The organism is Sphingomonas endophytica, from assembly GCF_001476895.1.
GTDB classification, from domain to species: Bacteria; Pseudomonadota; Alphaproteobacteria; order Sphingomonadales; family Sphingomonadaceae; genus Sphingomonas; species Sphingomonas endophytica_A.
Map to the genome: position 1 here is coordinate 1 of NZ_LDTB01000016.1, position 17,949 is coordinate 17,949.

The 17,949-nt window shown below is 67.9% G+C and carries 16 protein-coding genes; 12 read left to right on the top strand and 4 right to left on the bottom strand.

The window, feature by feature from the left end; translation table 11 throughout:
• Nucleotides 1-163: 163 nt before the first annotated feature.
• Nucleotides 164-1,486: an MFS transporter gene (locus NS334_RS06775; protein WP_058755216.1), complete on the bottom strand. Its 1,323-nt coding sequence runs from the start codon at nucleotides 1,484-1,486 to the stop codon at nucleotides 164-166.
• Nucleotides 1,487-1,598: 112 nt separating this feature from the next.
• On the opposite strand from NS334_RS06775, the gene cyoA reads away from it, so the two are divergent.
• From cyoA to NS334_RS06810, 7 genes are all read left to right on the top strand, one after another.
• Complete coding sequence (gene cyoA / locus NS334_RS06780) at nucleotides 1,599-2,732, top strand: ubiquinol oxidase subunit II (RefSeq protein ID WP_058755217.1); 1,134 nt, start codon at nucleotides 1,599-1,601, stop codon at nucleotides 2,730-2,732.
• Nucleotides 2,733-2,738: 6 nt separating this feature from the next.
• Nucleotides 2,739-4,739 carry a cytochrome o ubiquinol oxidase subunit I gene (gene cyoB / locus NS334_RS06785; RefSeq protein WP_058755218.1) on the top strand — a complete coding sequence of 667 codons (2,001 nt, stop codon included), beginning with the start codon at nucleotides 2,739-2,741 and terminating at the stop codon, nucleotides 4,737-4,739.
• A 5-nt stretch (nucleotides 4,740-4,744) separates the two neighbouring features.
• Nucleotides 4,745-5,377, top strand: coding sequence for a cytochrome o ubiquinol oxidase subunit III (gene cyoC / locus NS334_RS06790; protein WP_058755250.1), 633 nt, complete (start codon nucleotides 4,745-4,747; stop codon nucleotides 5,375-5,377).
• On the top strand, nucleotides 5,377-5,799 hold the full coding sequence (gene cyoD / locus NS334_RS06795; RefSeq protein WP_058755219.1) for a cytochrome o ubiquinol oxidase subunit IV: 423 nt from the start codon (nucleotides 5,377-5,379) through the stop codon (nucleotides 5,797-5,799). The genes cyoC and cyoD overlap by 1 nt, the downstream gene beginning before the upstream one ends.
• Complete coding sequence (locus tag NS334_RS06800; protein ID WP_153002617.1) at nucleotides 5,799-6,482, top strand: SURF1 family protein; 684 nt, start codon at nucleotides 5,799-5,801, stop codon at nucleotides 6,480-6,482. The genes cyoD and NS334_RS06800 overlap by 1 nt, the downstream gene beginning before the upstream one ends.
• 277 nt (nucleotides 6,483-6,759) lie before the next feature.
• Entirely contained in the window at nucleotides 6,760-8,058 is a 1,299-nt protein-coding gene (locus NS334_RS06805) for an ATP-binding protein (protein WP_058755221.1), read from the top strand.
• Nucleotides 8,055-8,585 (top strand): response regulator transcription factor, encoded by a 531-nt coding sequence (locus NS334_RS06810; RefSeq protein ID WP_058755222.1) that lies wholly within the window; start codon nucleotides 8,055-8,057, stop codon nucleotides 8,583-8,585. The genes NS334_RS06805 and NS334_RS06810 overlap by 4 nt, the downstream gene beginning before the upstream one ends.
• Nucleotides 8,586-8,724: 139 nt before the next feature.
• Here the strand turns inward: NS334_RS06810 and NS334_RS06815 are convergent, their stop codons facing one another.
• From NS334_RS06815 to NS334_RS06825, 3 genes are all read right to left on the bottom strand, one after another.
• Nucleotides 8,725-9,468 carry a MauE/DoxX family redox-associated membrane protein gene (locus tag NS334_RS06815; RefSeq protein WP_058755223.1) on the bottom strand — a complete coding sequence of 248 codons (744 nt, stop codon included), beginning with the start codon at nucleotides 9,466-9,468 and terminating at the stop codon, nucleotides 8,725-8,727.
• Between the two features lie 60 nt (nucleotides 9,469-9,528).
• The gene (locus NS334_RS06820; RefSeq protein WP_058755224.1) at nucleotides 9,529-10,536 is read right to left on the bottom strand and encodes a glycosyltransferase family 4 protein; all 1,008 of its coding nucleotides are present in this window, start codon (nucleotides 10,534-10,536) and stop codon (nucleotides 9,529-9,531) included.
• A 124-nt stretch (nucleotides 10,537-10,660) separates the two neighbouring features.
• The gene (locus NS334_RS06825; protein WP_058755225.1) at nucleotides 10,661-12,226 is read right to left on the bottom strand and encodes an alpha-amylase family glycosyl hydrolase; all 1,566 of its coding nucleotides are present in this window, start codon (nucleotides 12,224-12,226) and stop codon (nucleotides 10,661-10,663) included.
• Between the two features lie 239 nt (nucleotides 12,227-12,465).
• Between NS334_RS06825 and coxB the strand changes: the two genes are divergently transcribed.
• Genes coxB through NS334_RS06850 form a run of 5 tightly spaced genes read left to right on the top strand, consistent with a single transcriptional unit; the run spans nucleotide 12,466 to nucleotide 17,882 of the window.
• Nucleotides 12,466-13,314, top strand: coding sequence for a cytochrome c oxidase subunit II (gene coxB / locus NS334_RS06830; RefSeq protein WP_241491844.1), 849 nt, complete (start codon nucleotides 12,466-12,468; stop codon nucleotides 13,312-13,314).
• The gene (locus NS334_RS06835) at nucleotides 13,311-15,836 is read left to right on the top strand and encodes a cbb3-type cytochrome c oxidase subunit I (RefSeq protein ID WP_058755227.1); all 2,526 of its coding nucleotides are present in this window, start codon (nucleotides 13,311-13,313) and stop codon (nucleotides 15,834-15,836) included. The genes coxB and NS334_RS06835 overlap by 4 nt, the downstream gene beginning before the upstream one ends.
• Complete coding sequence (locus tag NS334_RS06840) at nucleotides 15,833-16,240, top strand: hypothetical protein (RefSeq protein WP_058755228.1); 408 nt, start codon at nucleotides 15,833-15,835, stop codon at nucleotides 16,238-16,240. The genes NS334_RS06835 and NS334_RS06840 overlap by 4 nt, the downstream gene beginning before the upstream one ends.
• Nucleotides 16,240-16,809 carry a cytochrome c oxidase assembly protein gene (locus NS334_RS06845; protein ID WP_058755251.1) on the top strand — a complete coding sequence of 190 codons (570 nt, stop codon included), beginning with the start codon at nucleotides 16,240-16,242 and terminating at the stop codon, nucleotides 16,807-16,809. Before NS334_RS06840 ends, NS334_RS06845 begins: the two co-directional genes overlap by 1 nt.
• Nucleotides 16,806-17,882 carry a c-type cytochrome gene (locus NS334_RS06850; RefSeq protein ID WP_058755229.1) on the top strand — a complete coding sequence of 359 codons (1,077 nt, stop codon included), beginning with the start codon at nucleotides 16,806-16,808 and terminating at the stop codon, nucleotides 17,880-17,882. Before NS334_RS06845 ends, NS334_RS06850 begins: the two co-directional genes overlap by 4 nt.
• Nucleotides 17,883-17,949: the final 67 nt, after the last annotated feature.

A 17,949-nucleotide genomic window follows, 5' to 3' on the forward strand; every position in this document is an offset into this window, starting at 1 on the left:
CACGGCAGACGAGTTTGCTGCCTGTCGCGTGGGCTCGGAGATGTGTACAAGTGACAGCCCCGCCTCCGCGGGGATGACGGCCTCGGGGCGGGCGGGCCAACAAAAAGGGCGGGTCGCGGTCTCCACCGCGCCCGCCCTTTCTCGTGGCCGACGCCGCGCCGCGTCAGTCGAGACGCCGCGCCAGCTCCACGTTCAGCCCCAGCGCGATCAGCGTGCCCAGCGCACCCGACAGCAGATAGCCGCCCGCCGCGACCAGCCCGAACGCCTGCGTCAGCGCCAGCGCCGCCAGCGGCGCGAAGCCCGCGCCGAACAGCCACGCCAGATCCGACGTCAGCGCCGCGCCGGTGTAGCGCGCCCGCTTCGGGAAGTTGCTGGTCACCGCGCCCGACGACTGGCCGAACGAAATGCCCAGCAGCAGGAAGCCCATCACCATGAACAGGATCTCGCCGCCGCGCCCGCCGCTCAGCAGGTTCGGTGCGAAGCCGCTGAACGCCGCGATGCCCGCCGCGGTATAGCCCAGCACGCTGCGGCGCCCGATCCGGTCGGCGAGCAGCCCCGACAGCACGATCGCGCCCAGCCCGACGAATCCGCCCAGCACCTCGATCATCAGGAAGGTCGAGATGTCCTCACGCGTGTAGAGCGCGACCCACGACAGCGGGAAGACGGTGACCATGTGGAACAGCGCGAAGCTGGCCAGCGGCGCGAACGCCCCGATGATGATGTTGCGCCACTGCGCCTTGACGGTCGCGGTCACGCGCGACGGCGTCAGCTCGCGGCTGTGGAACAGTTCGGCATATTCCGGCGTCACGACGATGCGCAGCCGCGCGAACAGCGCGACGACGTTCAGCGCGAACGCCACGAAGAACGGATAGCGCCAGCCCCACGAAATGAAGTCCGCCGGCTCCAGCGTCGACAGGAAGAAGGCGAACAAGGCGCTCGCCACGATCAGGCCCAGCGGCGCGCCCAGCTGCGGCACCATCGCCCACCAGCCGCGCTTCTTTTCCGGCGCGTTGAGCGCCAGCAGCGACGGCAGGCCGTCCCACGCGCCGCCCAGTGCGATGCCCTGGCCGACCCGGAACAGCGCCAGCAGGATCGCCGACCAGTGGCCGAGCGTCTCGAACCCCGGCAGGAACGCGACCAGCACGGTCGAGGTGCCGAGCAGGAACAGCGCGATCGTCAGCTTCGTGCCCCGTCCGTAGCGGCGGTCGAGCTTCATGAAGATCTGCGTGCCGATCGGGCGCGCGATGAACGCCAGCGGGAACAGCGCGAACGACCACATCGTCGCGACGATCGGCTGCAGGTACGGGAAGATCACCGCCGGGAACACGATCACCGACGCGATCGCATAGACGAAGAAGTCGAAGAACTCGGACGTGCGCCCGATGATGACGCCGATCGCGATCTCGCCGGGGCGAACCTCGTGATCCCCCCGGTCGTGGAGGGCGCGAGCATCCTGCTCGAGCGGTGTGGACGTTGCGGTGGCCATAGATGTTCCCGATCGGACGTATTTCTGCGCGCTCTAGCGTAAACGCGCGGGCGCGTGGATGGGACAAAATGTCCTATTCCGCTGCGACGCAGCAAAGCGTAGCGGCGCGACCATGAACCGTCGTCCCGCCCGACGTGCGCCCGGCCGCACGCCTTTCGTCCGACACTTGGCCGCCGCGGCCGCGCTGCTCGCCTTGGGCGGCTGCGACACCGTGGTGATGAATCCCGCCGGCGATGTGGCGGTGCAGCAGTCGCACCTGATCGTCTGGTCGGTGGTGCTGATGCTGCTCATCATCATCCCCGTCATGGCGCTGACGGTCGTGTTCGCGTGGCGCTATCGCGAGCAGAACACCGAGGCGAGCTACGAGCCCGACTGGGATCACTCGACCGGCCTGGAGCTGGTGATCTGGGCCGCGCCGCTGCTCATCATCATCGCGCTGGGCGCGCTGACCTGGGTCGGCACGCACACGCTCGACCCGTATCGCCCGCTGGCGCGCACCGCGCCGGGCAAGCCGGTGGCGGCGACCCAGAAGCCGCTGGAGGTGCAGGTCGTCTCGCTCGACTGGAAGTGGCTGTTCATCTACCCCGAACAGGGCGTGGCGACGGTCAACGAGCTGGTCGTGCCGGTCGACCGCCCGGTGAAGTTCACCATGACCTCGTCCAGCGTCATGAACGCGCTGTGGATCCCGTCGATGGCGGGGATGATCTACACCATGCCGGGCATGGAGACGGTGCTGCACGGCGTGCTGAACCGCACCGGCAGGTTCGAGGGCCGCTCGGGCAATTATTCAGGCGCGGGCTTCTCGCACATGACCTTCTGGACGCATTCGGTGACCCCGGCGCGCTTCGACCAATGGGTCGCGGGCGTGAAGCGCAACCGCTGGCAGCTTGATCTGGGCACCTATCGCAAGCTGGAGAAGCCGAGCGAGAAGGTCCGCCCGATCGGCTTCGGCGCGATCGACCGTTCGCTGTTCCCGCGCATCGTCGGCATGTGCGTCAACCCCGGCACCACCTGCATGCAGGGCATGTCGCACGCCGGGCCGGCGGTGAACGACCGTCCGCAGGCGCCCGGCGAGGCCGAAGGCGCGCTGACCCGCGATCCGTCGCAGAAGGGCGAGAGCCCGCACATCAGCGCGCCGAAGGGCAACGCGCCGGGTGCCGCGCAGCCGGGTGCGGAGGACAACCGCAACATGACGCAGCTCGATCTTCCCGCGCCCTTGCGCGCGACCGCCTCGAAGGAGGCTTGAGGACTTATGTCGGACGACCTCATCAAGACGATCTTCGGGCGGCTGACGCTCGAGAGCTTTCCGATCCACGAACCGATCCTCGTCGGCACCTTCATCATGGTGGCGATCGGCGGGGCGGCGGTGCTGGGCGCGCTCACCTACTTCAAGCTGTGGGGCTATCTCTGGAAGGAGTGGTTCACGAGCGTCGATCACAAGAAGATCGGCATCATGTACATCGTGCTCGCGCTCATCATGTTCCTGCGCGGGTTCGCCGACGCGCTGATGATGCGCGCGCAGCAGGCGATGGCCTTTGGCGGCAGCGAGGGCTTCCTGCCCGCGCACCATTATGACCAGGTCTTCACCGCGCACGGCGTCATCATGATCTTCTTCGTGGCGATGCCGTTCGTCACGGGGCTGATGAACTATGTCGTCCCGCTCCAGATCGGCGCGCGCGACGTCAGCTTCCCGTTCCTGAACAATTTCAGCTTCTGGATGACGGTCAGCGGCGCGGTCACGGTGATGATGAGCCTGTTCGTCGGTGAGTTCGCACGCACCGGCTGGCTGGCGATGGCGCCCTTGTCGGGGCTCGACTACTCGCCCGATGTCGGTGTCGATTATTATATCTGGGCGCTCCAGATCGCGGGCGTCGGCACCTTGCTGTCGGGCGTCAACCTGCTGGCCACGATCATCAAGATGCGCGCGCCGGGCATGAGCCTGATGCAGATGCCGATCTTCACCTGGTCGGCGCTCGTCACCAACGTCCTGATCGTCGCGGCCTTCCCGGTGCTGACCGCCGTGCTCGCGATGCTCAGCCTCGACCGCTATATCGGCACCAACTTCTTCACGAACACCGGCGGGGGCAACCCGATGATGTACGTGAACATGATCTGGATCTGGGGCCACCCGGAGGTGTACATCCTGATCCTGCCCGCGTTCGGCGTGTTCTCGGAGGTCGTCTCGACCTTCTCGGGCAAGCGGCTGTTCGGCTATACGTCGATGGTCTACGCGCTGATCGTCATCTGCATCCTGTCGTACCTGGTATGGCTGCACCACTTCTTCACGATGGGGTCGGGTGCCAGCGTCAACAGCTTCTTCGGCATCACGACGATGATCATCTCGATCCCGACGGGGGCGAAGATCTTCAACTGGCTGTTCACGATGTATCGTGGGCGGATCCGGTTCGAGCTGCCGATGATGTGGGCGGTCGCGTTCATGCTGACCTTCGTGGTCGGCGGCATGACCGGCGTCATGCTGGCGGTCCCGCCGGCCGACTTCCAGTTCCACAACTCGCTGTTCCTCATCGCGCACTTCCACAACGTCATCATCGGCGGCGTGCTGTTCGGGATGTTCGCGGGCGTGAATTACTGGTGGCCCAAGGCGTTCGGGTTCAAGCTCGACAGGTTCTGGGGCACGATCAGCTTCTGGTGCTGGGTCGTCGGCTTCTGGGTCGCGTTCACCCCGCTCTACGTGCTGGGCCTGATGGGCGTCACCCGCCGCCTGCGCGCGTTCGAGGATCCGTCGCTCCAGATCTGGTTCGTGATCGCCGCGATCGGCGCGCTGATCATCGCCGCCGGGATCGGTGCCATGCTGATGCAATTCTACGTCAGCATCCGCGACCGTGAGAAGCTGCGCGACGTCACGGGCGATCCGTGGAACGGCCGCACGCTGGAATGGGCGACCTCGTCGCCGCCGCCGGCGTACAACTTCGCCTTCACGCCGGTCGTCCACGATCTCGACGCCTGGCACGACATGAAGTCGAAGAAGGCCGAGCGTCCGACCACCGGCTTCCGCGCGATCCACATGCCCAAGAACACCGGCGCCGGGATCATCCTGGCCGGGCTGTCGACCGTCTTCGGCGTGGCGATGATCTGGTACATCTGGTGGCTGGCGGCGCTGTCGTTCGTCGCGCTGATCGCGACCGCGATCGGGCACACCTTCAACTATGACCGCGACTTCCACATTCCCGCCGAGGATGTCGTCAACAGCGAGGATGCGCGCACCCGCGCGCTCCAGTCGGCGGGGGTGTGAGCACGATGAGCACGACGGCACAGACGGCACCGGGAACGGCCGCGCCCTCTTATTACGACCTGGATGAGCATGAGCATCCGCCGGGCGCCAGCACCATGCTGGGCTTCTGGCTGTACCTGATGAGCGACTGCCTGATCTTCGCGATGCTGTTCGCCGCCTACGGCGTGTACGGCGGCAGCTTCGCGGGCGGGCCGGGGCCGAAGGAGCTGTTCGAGCTGCCGCTGGTCGCGGTGAACACGACGATGCTGCTGCTGTCGTCGATCACCTACGGCTTCGCGATGCTGAACGCCGACGAGAAGAACAAGGCGGCGACGCTGCGCTGGTTGGGCGTAACCGGCGTGTTCGGCGCGGCTTTCCTCGCGATCGAGCTGTACGAGTTCAGCAACCTGATCCACGAAGGCGCGGGGCCGTGGCGCTCGGCGTTCCTGTCGTCGTTCTTCACGCTGGTCGGCACGCACGGTCTGCACGTCACCTTCGGTATCATCTGGCTGGTGACGCTGATGGTGCAGGTCGCGCGCCGTGGGCTGGAGCCCGCCAATCTGCGCCGGTTACAGTGCCTGTCGCTGTTCTGGCACTTCCTCGACGTCGTCTGGATCGGCGTCTTCACCTTCGTCTATCTGCTGGGAGTGCTCCGCTGATGAGCGCCGAGACGCACGGCCATGGCCCCAATCATGGTCAGGGCCACGACCACGCCCACCACGACGCGCACGACCATCACGGCGGCGCGGCGCACGGTTCGCGGCGCGAATATTGGATCGGCTTCATCCTGTCGGTCCTGCTGACCGCACCGGCCTTCGCGCTGGTGATGACCGGCATCATCCCCGATCCGCGCGTCACCGCCGGGATCGTGATCGCGCTCGCGCTGGTGCAGATCGTCGTCCACATGATCTACTTCCTGCACATGAACACCAAGTCGGAGAACGGCTGGACGATGCTCGCGCTGATCTTCACCGCGATCATCGTGCTGATCGTCATCGCCGGCTCGCTGTGGGTCATGTACCACATGAACCTGAACATGATGCCCGGGATGCAGATGGAGCAGTCGAGCGGCGGCATGTGATGCGCGCGCGCTGGGTCCTCGCCGGCTTCGCGCTGCTGGGTGCGGTGCTGCTGGCGGGGCTCGGCGTGTGGCAGGTCGAGCGGCGCGCGTGGAAGCTCGCGCTGATCGACCGCGTCGAACGGCGGCTCGCCGCCCCGCCGGTCGCGCCGCCCCCGCCGTCGCGCTGGGCGGCGATCGGCCCCGACGACGCTTATACCCGCCTCGTCGTGACCGGACGGTGGCGCAAGGTGCCGCCGGTGTTCGTGCAGGCGGTAACGGACTTGGGTGGCGGCTTCTGGGTGATATCGCCGCTCGACACCGCGCGCGGCACGATCCTCATCAATCGCGGCTTCGTTCCGCGCCGCGATCCGGCATTGGTCACCGAAGGCTCCGCGCGCGTGACGGGATTGATCCGCGTGACCGAACCCGGCGGCGCGTTCCTCCGCCACAACGATCCGGCCGCCGACCGCTGGTATTCGCGCGATGTCGCGGCGATCGCGGCGGCGCGGAGGCTGGGGCCGGTCGCGCCCTTCTTCGTCGACGCGGACGCGACACCGGGCAGCAACGGGCCGCGCGGCGGCCTCACGATCGTCAAGTTCCGCAACAACCATCTGGTCTATGCGCTGACGTGGTTCACGCTGGCGGCGATGATGGCATATTTCGCGTGGCGCATCGCCCACCGCACCGCCGGGCGGAGCGACTGATCCAGTTGCGACCGTCACCCCGGCGAAGGCCGGGGTCCACCTGTCCGCAGGCTCCGAGGCGTCGGCTCTTGCGGCACGCTGGATCCCGGCCTTCGCCAAGATGACGGGAATGGTTGTGCCGAGCGCTGTCCTACACGCCCGCGCTCCTGTAGAATGTCCGTCATGCCCGCTTCCATCGCGCGTTTTCCGACCCACCTCACGCCGACGCCGCCGCCCCCCCCTTTCCAGCGGCGACGTGGTGTGAACTTTGTGAACTTCCGCGCGCCCGTGACCGCCCATGCCGGCTTCTGACATCATCGCCGGCACCGGGCTGCGCGAGGACGCCGGACGGCGCAACGTCCGGCTGCTTGCGATCCTGCGCTGGCTGGCGGTCGGCGGACAGCTTGCCGCGATCGCGCTGGTCCACTTCCTCGTCGGCGTCCGCTTGCCGCTCGTCCCGATGCTCGGCGCGATCGGTGTCCTCGTCGCGCTGAACCTGGCGATCGGTCAGATCGTCGGGCGACGGCCGATCACCAACGGCGCGCTGTTCGCGACCCTGCTGGTCGACGTCGCCTGCCTGACGACGCAATTGTATCTCAGCGGCGGGGTCGGCAATCCGTTCGTCACCCTGTTCCTGCTACAGGTCGTCATCGCCGCGCTGCTGCTGCGCGATCACGCCAGCTGGGCGATGGTCGCGCTGACCAGCGGGCTGTTCGCGTGGCTCGCGCATTTCGCGCCGCCCTTCGCGCTCCCGCCCGGCTGGGCCTCGTCGCTGTCGACGCCCTATATCGCGGGAAGCTGGTTCAACTTCACGCTCACCGCCGTGCTGCTGGCGCTGTTCGTCACCCGCATCGTCCGCAACGTCTCCGAGCATGACGCCCGGCTCGCGGCGCTGCGCCAACGCGCGGCGGAGGAGGAGCATATCGTCCGCATGGGCCTGCTCGCCAGCGGCGCGGCGCACGAACTCGGCACCCCGCTCAGCTCGATCGCGGTGGTGCTGGGCGACTGGCGGCGCGAGCCGGCGATCGCCGCCTCGCCGACGCTGCTCGCCGAGCTGGAGGACATGCGGACCGAGGTGACGCGCTGCAAGGACATCCTCAGCCAGATCCTGCTCGCCTCGGGCGAGGTGCGCGGCAATGCCCCCGTCCGCACCACGCTGCGCACCTTCCTGTCGGGGATCGTCGGCGACTGGCGCGGCAAGACGCAGGTCGCGGCCGCCTACGAACATCTGATGACCGGCGACCCGCGCATCGTCGCCGACAAGGCGCTGGCGCAGACGATCACCAACCTGCTCGACAATGCGCTGGAGGCCGGCGGGCGGCGGATCGCACTATGCGCGTGGTGGGACGGCGACCGGCTGGTCCTGTCCGTCCGCGACGATGGCCGCGGTTTCGCACCCGCGATCCTCGACGGACTGGGCAAGCCCTATCTCAGCACGAAGACGCGGCGCGGCGCCGGGCTGGGGCTGTTCCTCGCGGTCAACGTCCTGCGCACGCTCGGCGGCACCGTATCGGCGCGCAATCGTTCGGAAGGCGGCGGCGAGGTGACGCTGACGCTGCCGATCGCGGCGATTTCCATGCCGGAGGACAGCGCATGACCGAACGGCGGCTGCTCATCATCGAGGATGACGAGGTGTTCGCGCGCACGCTGGCGCGCTCGTTCGAGCGGCGCGGCTATCAGGTCCGCGCGATCACCGATCCCGACGATCTCGACGAAAGCGTCGCGACGCTCCGGCCCGATCATGCGGTGGTCGACCTGCGGCTCGGCAACGCCTCCGGCCTGACGTGCGTCGCGCGGCTCCATGCGCTCGATCCCTTGATGCGGATCGTCGTGCTGACCGGCTTCGCCAGCATCGCGACCGCCGTGGAGGCGGTAAAGCTGGGGGCGACCAACTATCTGTCGAAGCCCGCCAATTCCGACGATATCGAGGCCGCGTTCCAGGCGAGCGGGGAGGGTGACGCCAGCGTCGAGCTGGTCGCCTCGCCCACCTCGCTGCGCACGCTGGAGTGGGAGCATATCCACCAGACGCTGGCCGATTGCGGCTTCAACGTGTCGGAGGCCGCGCGCCGGCTGGGGATGCACCGCAGAACGCTGGCGCGGAAGCTGGGCAAGCGGCATCTCTAACGCGCCGTCGCCCCTGCGCAGGCAGGGGCCCATGGCTGTCGAATGGTGTGGTCGGCGTGACATACGAACTATCGGTCATGTGTCGGGTGTAGGAACTTGACGATGCAGACATAGGCCCCTGCCTTCGCAGGGGCGACGGTTATGCGAACGCCATCCACACCGCCATCGCCACCATCATCACATTCTCGGTCAGCGACACGAACCCCAGCGGCACGCGTGTCGCGCCGCCGACGCAGGCGCATTTCAGCTCGCGCCGGTCGATATACACCGCCTTCACCACCGACACCGCGCCGACCCCGCCGATGAACAGCGCGATCGGCACCGACAGCCAGTCCGCGCGATGCGCCACCATCAGCACCCCCGCCAGCCCCTCGGCGAACGGATAGACCGTGCCGTAGCGCACCCAGCGTTTCGCCAGCAGATCGTAGTTGAGAAACATCGTCGAGAAGGTCTCGACATCCTGCAGCTTCAGCAGCGCGAGCACGCACATGCTGAACGCGACGAACCACTCGCCCGCTCGGATCGTCAGCGGGGTGCCGAACGCGGCGGTGCTGGCGGCCAGCGCCATCAGCGCGGTCATCGCGAACACCGCGACCACCGGGCGGTAGCTGGTCTCGCCGGGCGCGGGGACGTGGATGCCGAAGAAGCGGCGCAGGTCGTCGTAGCCGCCGACCCGCTCGCCCGCGATGAAGGTCTGCGGCGTGGTCTTCACGCCATGTTCGGACTTGAAGGCGTCGGTGTCCTCGCGGGTTCGCAACCAGCGATCGTCGACCGTATAGCCGCGTCGCTCCAGCAGATCCTTCGCCTTCAGGCCATAGGGGCAGGTGTGCGACGGCATCACCATCCGGTAGAGCGTGGCGGGTTGCGGGGCGGAGCTGGTCATCGCGGCAAGATAAGCGATCCGTGCGTCATTGCGAGCGCCCCGACGCCCCGACGACCCCGTTCAGCGCGCCAGGATGCGGCGATAGAGCGCGATATAGTCGTCCGCCATCCGCGCCACGCTGAACCGCTCCGCGACCGCGCGGCGGCAGGCGGCGCGATCGATCTCGCCGACGCGTTCGATCGCCTTCACCGCCTCCGCCGGCGTGTCGACCAGGAAGCCGGTCACGCCATGCTCGATCAGTTCGGGCATCGATCCGCGCCGCGTCGCGATCACCGGCGTCCCGCACGCCATGGCCTCGATCACCGACAGCCCGAACGGCTCGTCGAAGTTGATGAGGTGGAGCAGCGCCCGCGCGCCGCCCAATGCCCTGACCCGTGCCTCGCCGCCCACCGCTCCGTGATAGCGGATGCTGGCGTCCAGTTCCGGGGCGACCGCGCGATCGTGATAGCCCTGGTCCTGCACGATCCCGTACAGGTCGAGCGCCCCGCCGGAGGCCCGCGCGGCGGCGATCGCTTCCGCCGCGCCCTTGTCGGGGTGGAGCCGCCCGAAGAACAGCAGGTCGTCGCTCCCTTTCGCATCCAGCGGGAAGTCGTCGAGCGGGATGCCGTGGTGGATCGTCGCGGCATAGCGCAGCTCGGGATGCCGGTCCGCATCGCTGATCGCGACATAATGCACGCGGTCCTGATAGGGGGCGTACATCGGCAGGATGCGATCCGACGAGAAGCCGTGGATCGTCGTCACCATCGGCGTGTCGACCAGCGGTGCGAACGCGTGGGCGGGGAAGTCCGCCTGATTGTGGATGATGTCGAAGCGGTCGGCTTGCGCGAAGACATGGCTGAGATGGCGGTACTCCCAAACCTTCGCGTCGATCGATGGGTCTTCGGAATAGGGCGCGGGGACGACGCCATCGAGCGTGGCGCTGGTCAGGCTGTCGAGGGTGGCGAACAGCGTCACGTCGACGCCGCGCTCGACCAGCGCCTCGGTGATGAGGTGCGTGACCAGCTCCCAAGGCCCGTAATGGCGCGGCGGCGTGCGCCAGGCGATCGGCGCGAGCATGGCGATCTTCATGACGGGTGGTCCTCGTTACTTTACCGTGCTTGTCACCCCGGCGAAGGCCGGGGTCCAGTTGGGGGACGTTTCCGCATCGAACACGCCGCTCGCCACTGGACCCCGGCCTCCGCCGGGGTGACGGCTAATGGGTGATGATGCCTTCGTTGGCACGCAGTACGTCGCTCGTTGCCGCGTCAAGCGTCGACAGCAACGCCTCCCCCACAAACGGCATCGGTCGCTCCCAATCTGTCAGGTTCAGCGCCACCCGCACCACCGCGTCGCCATCCCGCCGCTCATAGGCGAGCACCCCGTCCGCCGCCTCCAGCAGCCGGAAGTCGCCGACCGCCAGCGCTGGATGCGCGCGGCGCAGCGCCAGCAGCCGGCGATACAGCGCCAGCATCGAGCCCGGGTCGTTCTCCTGCGCCGCGACGTTGCGCGTCGGCCAGTCGGGGTTGAGCGGCAGCCACGGCTCGACGGTCGAGAAGCCCGCGTGCGGCGACGCATCCCATGGCATCGGTGTCCGCGACCGGTCGCGGCCGATCCCGATCCCCGGCTGGCGCAGTTCCTGCGGATCACGGACCCGATCGGGCGGGATGTCAACCTGTCCGATGCCGAGCTCGTCGCCCTGATACAGTGTCGGCGTGCCGCGCAGCGTCAGCAGCAGCATCGCCGCGACCCGCGCCTGCGCCTCGCCGATCCGCGCAGCGATGCGCGGGGCATCGTGGCTGCCGATCACCCAGTTCGGCCAGCCGTATGGCGGCAGGCTCGCCTCATAGGCCGCGATCATGGCGCGCAGCGTGGCGGCATCCCACGCATTCTCGATCAACTGGAAGTTGAAGGGCAGATGCACCTGTGGGCGTTCGGGGGTGCCGTACCAGCGGGCGTGGCGATCGTTGGGCAGGAAGATCTCGCCGATCAGCACGCGCCCTCCATAGCTGTCCGCCAATGCGCGCATCCCGGCGGCGATGGCGTGCGCCTCGGGCTGGTCGGTCGAATGACGCTGGATCAGCCGGTCGCGCTCGGTGATGCCCGGTCGCCAATAGGGGTTGGGCGGGTTGTCCGGCAGACCCTCCGCTTTCACGATATGCCACAGCACGTCGATGCGGAAGCCGTCGACGCCGCGATCGAACCAGAAGCGCATGACGTCGAGCATCGCGGCCTTCAGGTCCGGATTGCGCCAGTTGAGGTCGGGCTGCTGCTTCAGGAAGGCGTGGAGATAATATTGGCCGCTGGCGGCGTCATACTCCCACGCCGATCCGCCGAAGTCGCTGATCCAGTTGTTGGGCGGCCCGCCATCGGGGCCGGGATCGCGCCAGATGTACCAGTCGCGCTTCGGACTGTCGCGACCCGACCGGCTGTCCACGAACCACGGATGCTGGTCGGAGGAGTGGTTCGGGACGAAATCGAGCAGCAGCTTCAGCCCGCGCGCATGGACCGCGGCCAGCAGCCGGTCGAACGCGTCAAGGTCGCCGAACACCGGCTCCACCCCGCAATAATCGGCGACGTCATAGCCGAAGTCGGCCATCGGCGACGGGAAGATCGGTGAGAGCCAGATCGCGTCGACGCCCAGCGCGGCGACATGATCGAGCCGCCGTTCGATTCCGGCGAGATCGCCCACCCCGTCGCCGTCGCTGTCCTGAAACGAGCGTGGATAGATCTGATAGACGGTGCCGCTTTCCCACCACGGATGATCGTTTCGGTTGCTCATCGGCACGGTAACGGTGGCGGGGGCGATGCGATCCCTTCTGGCCCTCCCCTTCGTCCTTCTTGCGAAGAACCGCGCGTCTGGATGCCGGCAGGCGTAGCAACATAACGTAACCGTTACGAAGGAACAAAGCGACCGCGCCGGACCTTTGCTGCAGGTTAGGGCAGGGGGCGGTTATTTTCGGGTCGGGGCGGCAATCGGCGTTCAATACATTCGGGACGGAGGCCGCATGGCTGGCCGGGTTGACCGGATGGATGGTGCTGGGCGCCGTGGTGATCGCGGCGGGCGTCGGCACGCTCATGTTCATGGCGCAGCGCAGCCGCGAGGATGCGCTGACGCACCGGCAGGGAATGCGCCTGGTGTTGTGGGCGGGCGGCGTGGTGCCGACCGTCGTGCTGCTGACGCTGCTGATCGCCACCTTGCCCGCGATGCGCCCGATCAAGGTGCAGCCGGGCGACCTGCGCGTCACCGTCACCGGGGAGCAATTCTGGTGGCGCGTCCGCTATCAGCCGCCCGGCCAGCCCGCGATCGACGATTCCAACGAACTCCGCATACCGGTCGGGCGCGACGTCGAACTGCTGCTGGAGGCGGGCGACGTCCTCCACAGCTTCTGGGTGCCGGGGCTGGCCGGCAAGGTCGACATGGTGCCGGGGCGCACCAACCGGCTGGTCGTCCATGCCACGCGCGCCGGACGCTTTCGCGGGCAGTGCGCGGAATTCTGCGGGTTGAGCCACGCGCTGATGGCGTTCGAGGTCGTCGCCATGGAGCCGGCCGCGTTCGACGCCTGGCTGGCGTCGCGGCGCACGCCCGCGTTTCGCGGCGGTGAGGGCGCCCGGCTGTTCACCGCCAACGGCTGCGGCGGCTGCCACGGGGTGGCGGGGGTGGCGAATGGCACGATCGGGCCGGACCTGACGCATCTCGGCAGCCGGCCGTCGCTGGGCGCGGGGATGCAGAAGCTGACGCACGCCCATCTCGTGCGCTTCATCCGCAACGCACCGCAGGTGAAACCCGGCGCGCGGATGCCCGCATACCCGCAAATGACCGAAACGGATGCCGCGACGATCGCGCGCTGGCTGGAGCAACGTCGATGAGCCTCCACGCGCAGGACGACCCCGCGCTTCGCGCCGCGCAGGAAGAACGGCTGCGCGCGGTGTGGAAGCCGCCGCAGGGCTTCTTCTTCCGCTGGACGGATACCAACAACAACCGTGTCGGCGTGTGGTACACGCTGACCGCGTTCGGCTTCATGCTGTTCGCGGGCGTGCTGGCGATGATCATTCGCGCGCAGCTCGCCGTTCCGAACAACGACATCGTCAGCCCTGCGACCTTCAACCAGCTGTTCACGCTGCACGGGTCGATGATGATGTTCCTGTTCGCGGTGCCGATGTTCGAGGCGGTCTCGATCATCCTGCTGCCGCAATTGCTGGGTGCGCGCGACCTGCCGTTCCCGCGCCTGTCCGCGTTCGGTTACTGGAGCTTCCTGATCGGCGGCGTGTTCGTCTCCGGCTCGATCTTCTTCAACGTCGCGCCCGATGGCGGCTGGTTCATGTATCCGCCGTTCACGACCCGCACCGACCTGTCGGGGCTGGGGGCGGACATCTGGATGCTGGGGCTCAGCTTCATCGAGGTGTCGTCGGTGGCCGCCGCCGTCGAGCTGATCGTCGGCGTCCTCAAATGCCGTCCGCCGGGAATGCGGCTGAACCTGATGCCGCTCTACGCTTGGTACATCCTGGTCGTGGCGGTCATGATCCTGTTCGCCTTCCCGCCGCTGATCGCCGGGGACATATTGTTCGAGATGGAGCGGCTGCTCGGCTGGCCGTTCTTCGACGCGGCCAAGGGCGGCGACGCGATCCTGTGGCAGCACCTGTTCTGGATCTTCGGCCACCCGGAGGTCTATATCGTCTTCCTGCCGTCGATAGCGCTGTTCGCGATGATCGTGCCGACCTTCGCGCAGCGGCATCTGCTCGGCTATCCGTGGATCGTGCTGGCGGCGGTGGGGACGGCGTTCCTGTCGTTCGGGCTGTGGGTCCACCACATGTTCACGACCGGGCTGCCGAAAATCAGCCTGGCGTTCTTCTCGGCCGCCTCCGAAGCGGTGGCGATCCCGACCGGGATCCAGATCTTCGCGTTCATTGCGACTTTGTGGGCGGGGCGCGTCATATGGTCGACGCCGCTGCTCTACGCGACCGGATCGATCGCGATCTTCGTCATCGGCGGGCTGACCGGCGTGATGGTGGCGATCGCGCCGTTCGACTGGCAGGCGCACGACACCTATTTCATCGTCGCGCACCTGCATTACGTCCTGATCGGCGGGACGCTGATCCCGTTGTTCGGCGGGCTGTATTATTACTGGCCGTTGATCACCGGCAAGAAACTGTCCGACCGGCTTGGCCGCACCGCTTTCTGGTTCCTGTTCGCGGGTGCGAACCTGACCTTCTTCCCGATGCATTTCTCCGGCCTGCTGGGGATGCCGCGCCGCGTCTTCACCTATCCCGAGGAACTGGGGATCGGCGGGCTCAACATGGCCTCGACGATCGGGTCGTGGGTGTTCGCGACCGGCGTGGCGATCGTGTGCGTCGATCTGGCGCTCAGCCCGCGCCGCGAGAAGTCGCCCCGCAATCCGTGGAATGCCGGCACCCTCGAATGGCTGGCGCACCCGGATGACGAGGATTGGGGCATCCGCTCGGTCCCGTTGATCGAGAGCCGCTATCCGATCTGGGACCAGCAGGATTTCGTGAAGAAGGTCGACGAGGGCCGCTTCTTCCTGCCCGATGCCGAGGAGGGCCGCCGCGAGACCATCATCACCAGCGTGCTGGACGCGCGCCCGGTGCAGGTGATCCGGCTGGGCGGGCCGAGCATCAAGCCGATGCTGACCGCGATCGCGCTGGGCAGCGTGTTCATCCTGACCACCTACCACCTCTATTGGGCGGCGCTGGTCGGCGCGGTGGTGACGCTGGCGATGGTGCTGTGGTGGCTGTGGACCGGCACCGCGGAAATCCCAGAGAAGGACTGCAAGCCGATCGGCCACGGGCTTGAGATCCCGCTCTATATCTCCGGTTCCTCCGCCCCCGGCTGGTGGGCGATGTTCATCACGATGATGGCCGATGCGACCGCCTTTTCGGGGCTGGTGTTCGGCTATTACTTCTTCTGGACCCGGCACGAGGATTTCCCGCCGAGCGGCGCGGGGCTGGACGGGCCGGGGGCGTTCTGGCCGATGGTGGCGCTGGCGGTGTCGCTGGCCGGGTGGCTGATGACGATCGGTGCGCGTGAGACGAACCGGCGCGGTGCCATTGGCGCGGCGCGCGCGCTGCTGGCGCTGGGCGCGGTCGCGTCGCTGGCGGCGATCGGGGCGGGGCTGGCCGGGCCGTGGCTGTCGGGCCTCGCGCCCAAGCTGCACGTCTATCCGGCGATCGTCTGGACATTGGTGATCTGGACCACCGCGCATTCGGGAGTCGGCGCCATCATGCAGCTCTACACGCTGGCGCGGAGCATGGCGGGCAAGATGACGCCGAAATACGACGCCGACGTGCGCAACATCACCGTCTACCAGCATTTCATGGCGCTGACGGCGGTCGTCACCTACGCCACGATCGGCCTGTTCCCGGGGGCGGCATGAAGAACGAGGCGCCGCACGGCCCCGAGCGGCGGGGCTTTCGTCATCGCATCCGCGAATTGCGCGTCACGCTCTGGACGCTGATCGTCCCGCCGAGCGTATGGGCGGTGCATTTCCTGTTCTGCTATCTCTGGGCGGCGGTGAGTTGCGCCAAGCTGGGTGAACTGCCGCGCTTCACCGTCGCCTTCGTGATCGGAACGGTGGTGGCGGAGGCGATCATCCTGGCCTCGGGATGGATCGCGTGGTTGCAGACGCACACGCCGGGCGATCCCGCGCCCCACGATCAGGGGACCGATGTCGACCGACTGCGCTTCCTCGCGATGTCGACGCTTCTGCTGGCGGGGCTGAGCTTCATCGCGGTGATCTTCACCGCGGTGCCGGCGCTGATGTTGACGGACTGCCGGTGATGCTGACGGTCGGGATCGTGCTGGCGGTCGCCTCGACGCTGCTGGGGTTGGTCGGGCTGGGGATGACCGGGCATATGGCGGCGCATATGGGCGCGGTGGCGGTCGCCGCGCCGGTGTTGGCGCTCTCCACCTCCCGCCTTCGCGACCACGGTGGGCAAGGTGCGGGCAGCCCGCTCACTTGGGCGACCATCGAGTTCGTCGTCGTCTGGGCGTGGCACGCGCCCGCGTTGCGCGAACTGGCCGATACGCATGTCGCGCTCGCGCTGGTCGAGCAGGCGATGTTCCTCGGTGTCGGCGTCGGGCTGTGGCGCGCCGCGCTCGCGCATCCGGCCGGCGGCGTGGCGGCGCTGCTGCTCACCTCGATGCACATGACCCTGCTCGGCGCGCTGATCGGGCTGGCGTCGCGGCCGCTCTATGTGATGATGGCGATGCATCCCGCGCCGGGGCTGGACGCCGTTGCCGATCAGCAGTTGGGCGGCGTCGTCATGCTGACGGTCGGCGGCGCGGTCTATTGTCTGGGCGGGCTGGCGCTGCTCGGCACCTTGTTGCGGGAGCGCGCGGCGGCATGACGATCCGGCTGACATGGAAGCGCGTGCTGGCGACGCTCGCCGGACTGGCGGCGGCGGGGTTGCTGTTCGCCTGGTCGGGGATCTTCAACATCGCCGCCTCGTCCGGGCACTGGGCGATCACCGACTGGTTCCTGCACTGGACGATGCGCAACTCGGTGAAGACGCACGCCTTCTTCGATTCGCCCAGCGATCCGATCGCCACCGAGGGGCAATTGGTCAGCGCCGCCGGCCATTTCGCCGCCGCTTGTGCCAGCTGTCACGGCGCGCCGGGGCAGCGGCCGTCAACCGTGATGCAGAAGGCGACCCCGCCCGCGCCCGATCTGTCGGTCAATGCCAGGAAGTGGAGCGACGCGCAGCTCTTCTACATCCTGCGCCACGGCGTGAAATATACCGGCATGCCCGCCTGGGCGGCGGAGGGTCGCGACGACGAGATCCGGCGGATGGTCGCCTTCGTCCGTCGCCTGCCGGGCATGACCCCCGCGCAATACCGGTCGCTCAGCGGGCAGACCGACGGCGCGGGGGCGCAAGGAGCGGGCACCACCGATGCCCGGGCGCTCGGCAGTAACGTGCTGGCGGGCTGCGTCGCGTGTCATGGCGCGGACGGGCGCGGGCGGGGACAGCGCGACATCCCGATCCTGGGCGGGCAGCGCGCGGGCTATCTGGAGGCCGCGCTGGCCGCCTATGCCGACGGACGCCGGGCGAGTGCGGTGATGGCGAATGCCGCCGCGACGCTGACGCCCGGGGAACGGCGCGCGCTGGCGGCCCATTTCGCGGCGCTTCCCGGCCTGCCCGGCACAGCCGGCATGGATAGCCGCGCGCGCACCATCGTCGAGCGCGGCCTCCCGCAATGGCAGCTCCCGGCCTGCGCGAGCTGCCACGGCGCCGGGAAGCCGCAGCCGGTGCTCACCGGTCAGCGCGCAGGGTATATCGCCGCGCGGCTGCGTTACTGGAAGGGCGACGGCAAGGAGATCGATGCGCGTCTGCCGCAGAACGTCATGCCGGTGATCGCGCGCCGCATCCCCGAAGAGATGATCGACCCGCTGGCCCGCTACCTGGCGGGGGAGACACGTTGATCCAAAGCAAGCGCCGGCCAACGCGCGCTTGCATCTGAGAACCGCGCCGTCATTCTCCTTGCCCTAT

What these genes read in the sequence shown, in the direction of transcription:
- NS334_RS06775 (WP_058755216.1), bottom strand. Translation starts at nt 1,486, where the DNA reads ATGGCCACCGCAACGTCCACACCGCTCGAGCAGGATGCTCGCGCCCTC.
- cyoA (WP_058755217.1), top strand. Translation starts at nt 1,599, where the DNA reads ATGAACCGTCGTCCCGCCCGACGTGCGCCCGGCCGCACGCCTTTCGTC.
- cyoB (WP_058755218.1), top strand. Translation starts at nt 2,739, where the DNA reads ATGTCGGACGACCTCATCAAGACGATCTTCGGGCGGCTGACGCTCGAG.
- cyoC (WP_058755250.1), top strand. Translation starts at nt 4,745, where the DNA reads ATGAGCACGACGGCACAGACGGCACCGGGAACGGCCGCGCCCTCTTAT.
- cyoD (WP_058755219.1), top strand. Translation starts at nt 5,377, where the DNA reads ATGAGCGCCGAGACGCACGGCCATGGCCCCAATCATGGTCAGGGCCAC.
- NS334_RS06800 (WP_153002617.1), top strand. Translation starts at nt 5,799, where the DNA reads ATGCGCGCGCGCTGGGTCCTCGCCGGCTTCGCGCTGCTGGGTGCGGTG.
- NS334_RS06805 (WP_058755221.1), top strand. Translation starts at nt 6,760, where the DNA reads ATGCCGGCTTCTGACATCATCGCCGGCACCGGGCTGCGCGAGGACGCC.
- NS334_RS06810 (WP_058755222.1), top strand. Translation starts at nt 8,055, where the DNA reads ATGACCGAACGGCGGCTGCTCATCATCGAGGATGACGAGGTGTTCGCG.
- NS334_RS06815 (WP_058755223.1), bottom strand. Translation starts at nt 9,468, where the DNA reads ATGACCAGCTCCGCCCCGCAACCCGCCACGCTCTACCGGATGGTGATG.
- NS334_RS06820 (WP_058755224.1), bottom strand. Translation starts at nt 10,536, where the DNA reads ATGAAGATCGCCATGCTCGCGCCGATCGCCTGGCGCACGCCGCCGCGC.
- NS334_RS06825 (WP_058755225.1), bottom strand. Translation starts at nt 12,226, where the DNA reads ATGAGCAACCGAAACGATCATCCGTGGTGGGAAAGCGGCACCGTCTAT.
- NS334_RS06835 (WP_058755227.1), top strand. Translation starts at nt 13,311, where the DNA reads ATGAGCCTCCACGCGCAGGACGACCCCGCGCTTCGCGCCGCGCAGGAA.
- NS334_RS06840 (WP_058755228.1), top strand. Translation starts at nt 15,833, where the DNA reads ATGAAGAACGAGGCGCCGCACGGCCCCGAGCGGCGGGGCTTTCGTCAT.
- NS334_RS06845 (WP_058755251.1), top strand. Translation starts at nt 16,240, where the DNA reads ATGCTGACGGTCGGGATCGTGCTGGCGGTCGCCTCGACGCTGCTGGGG.
- NS334_RS06850 (WP_058755229.1), top strand. Translation starts at nt 16,806, where the DNA reads ATGACGATCCGGCTGACATGGAAGCGCGTGCTGGCGACGCTCGCCGGA.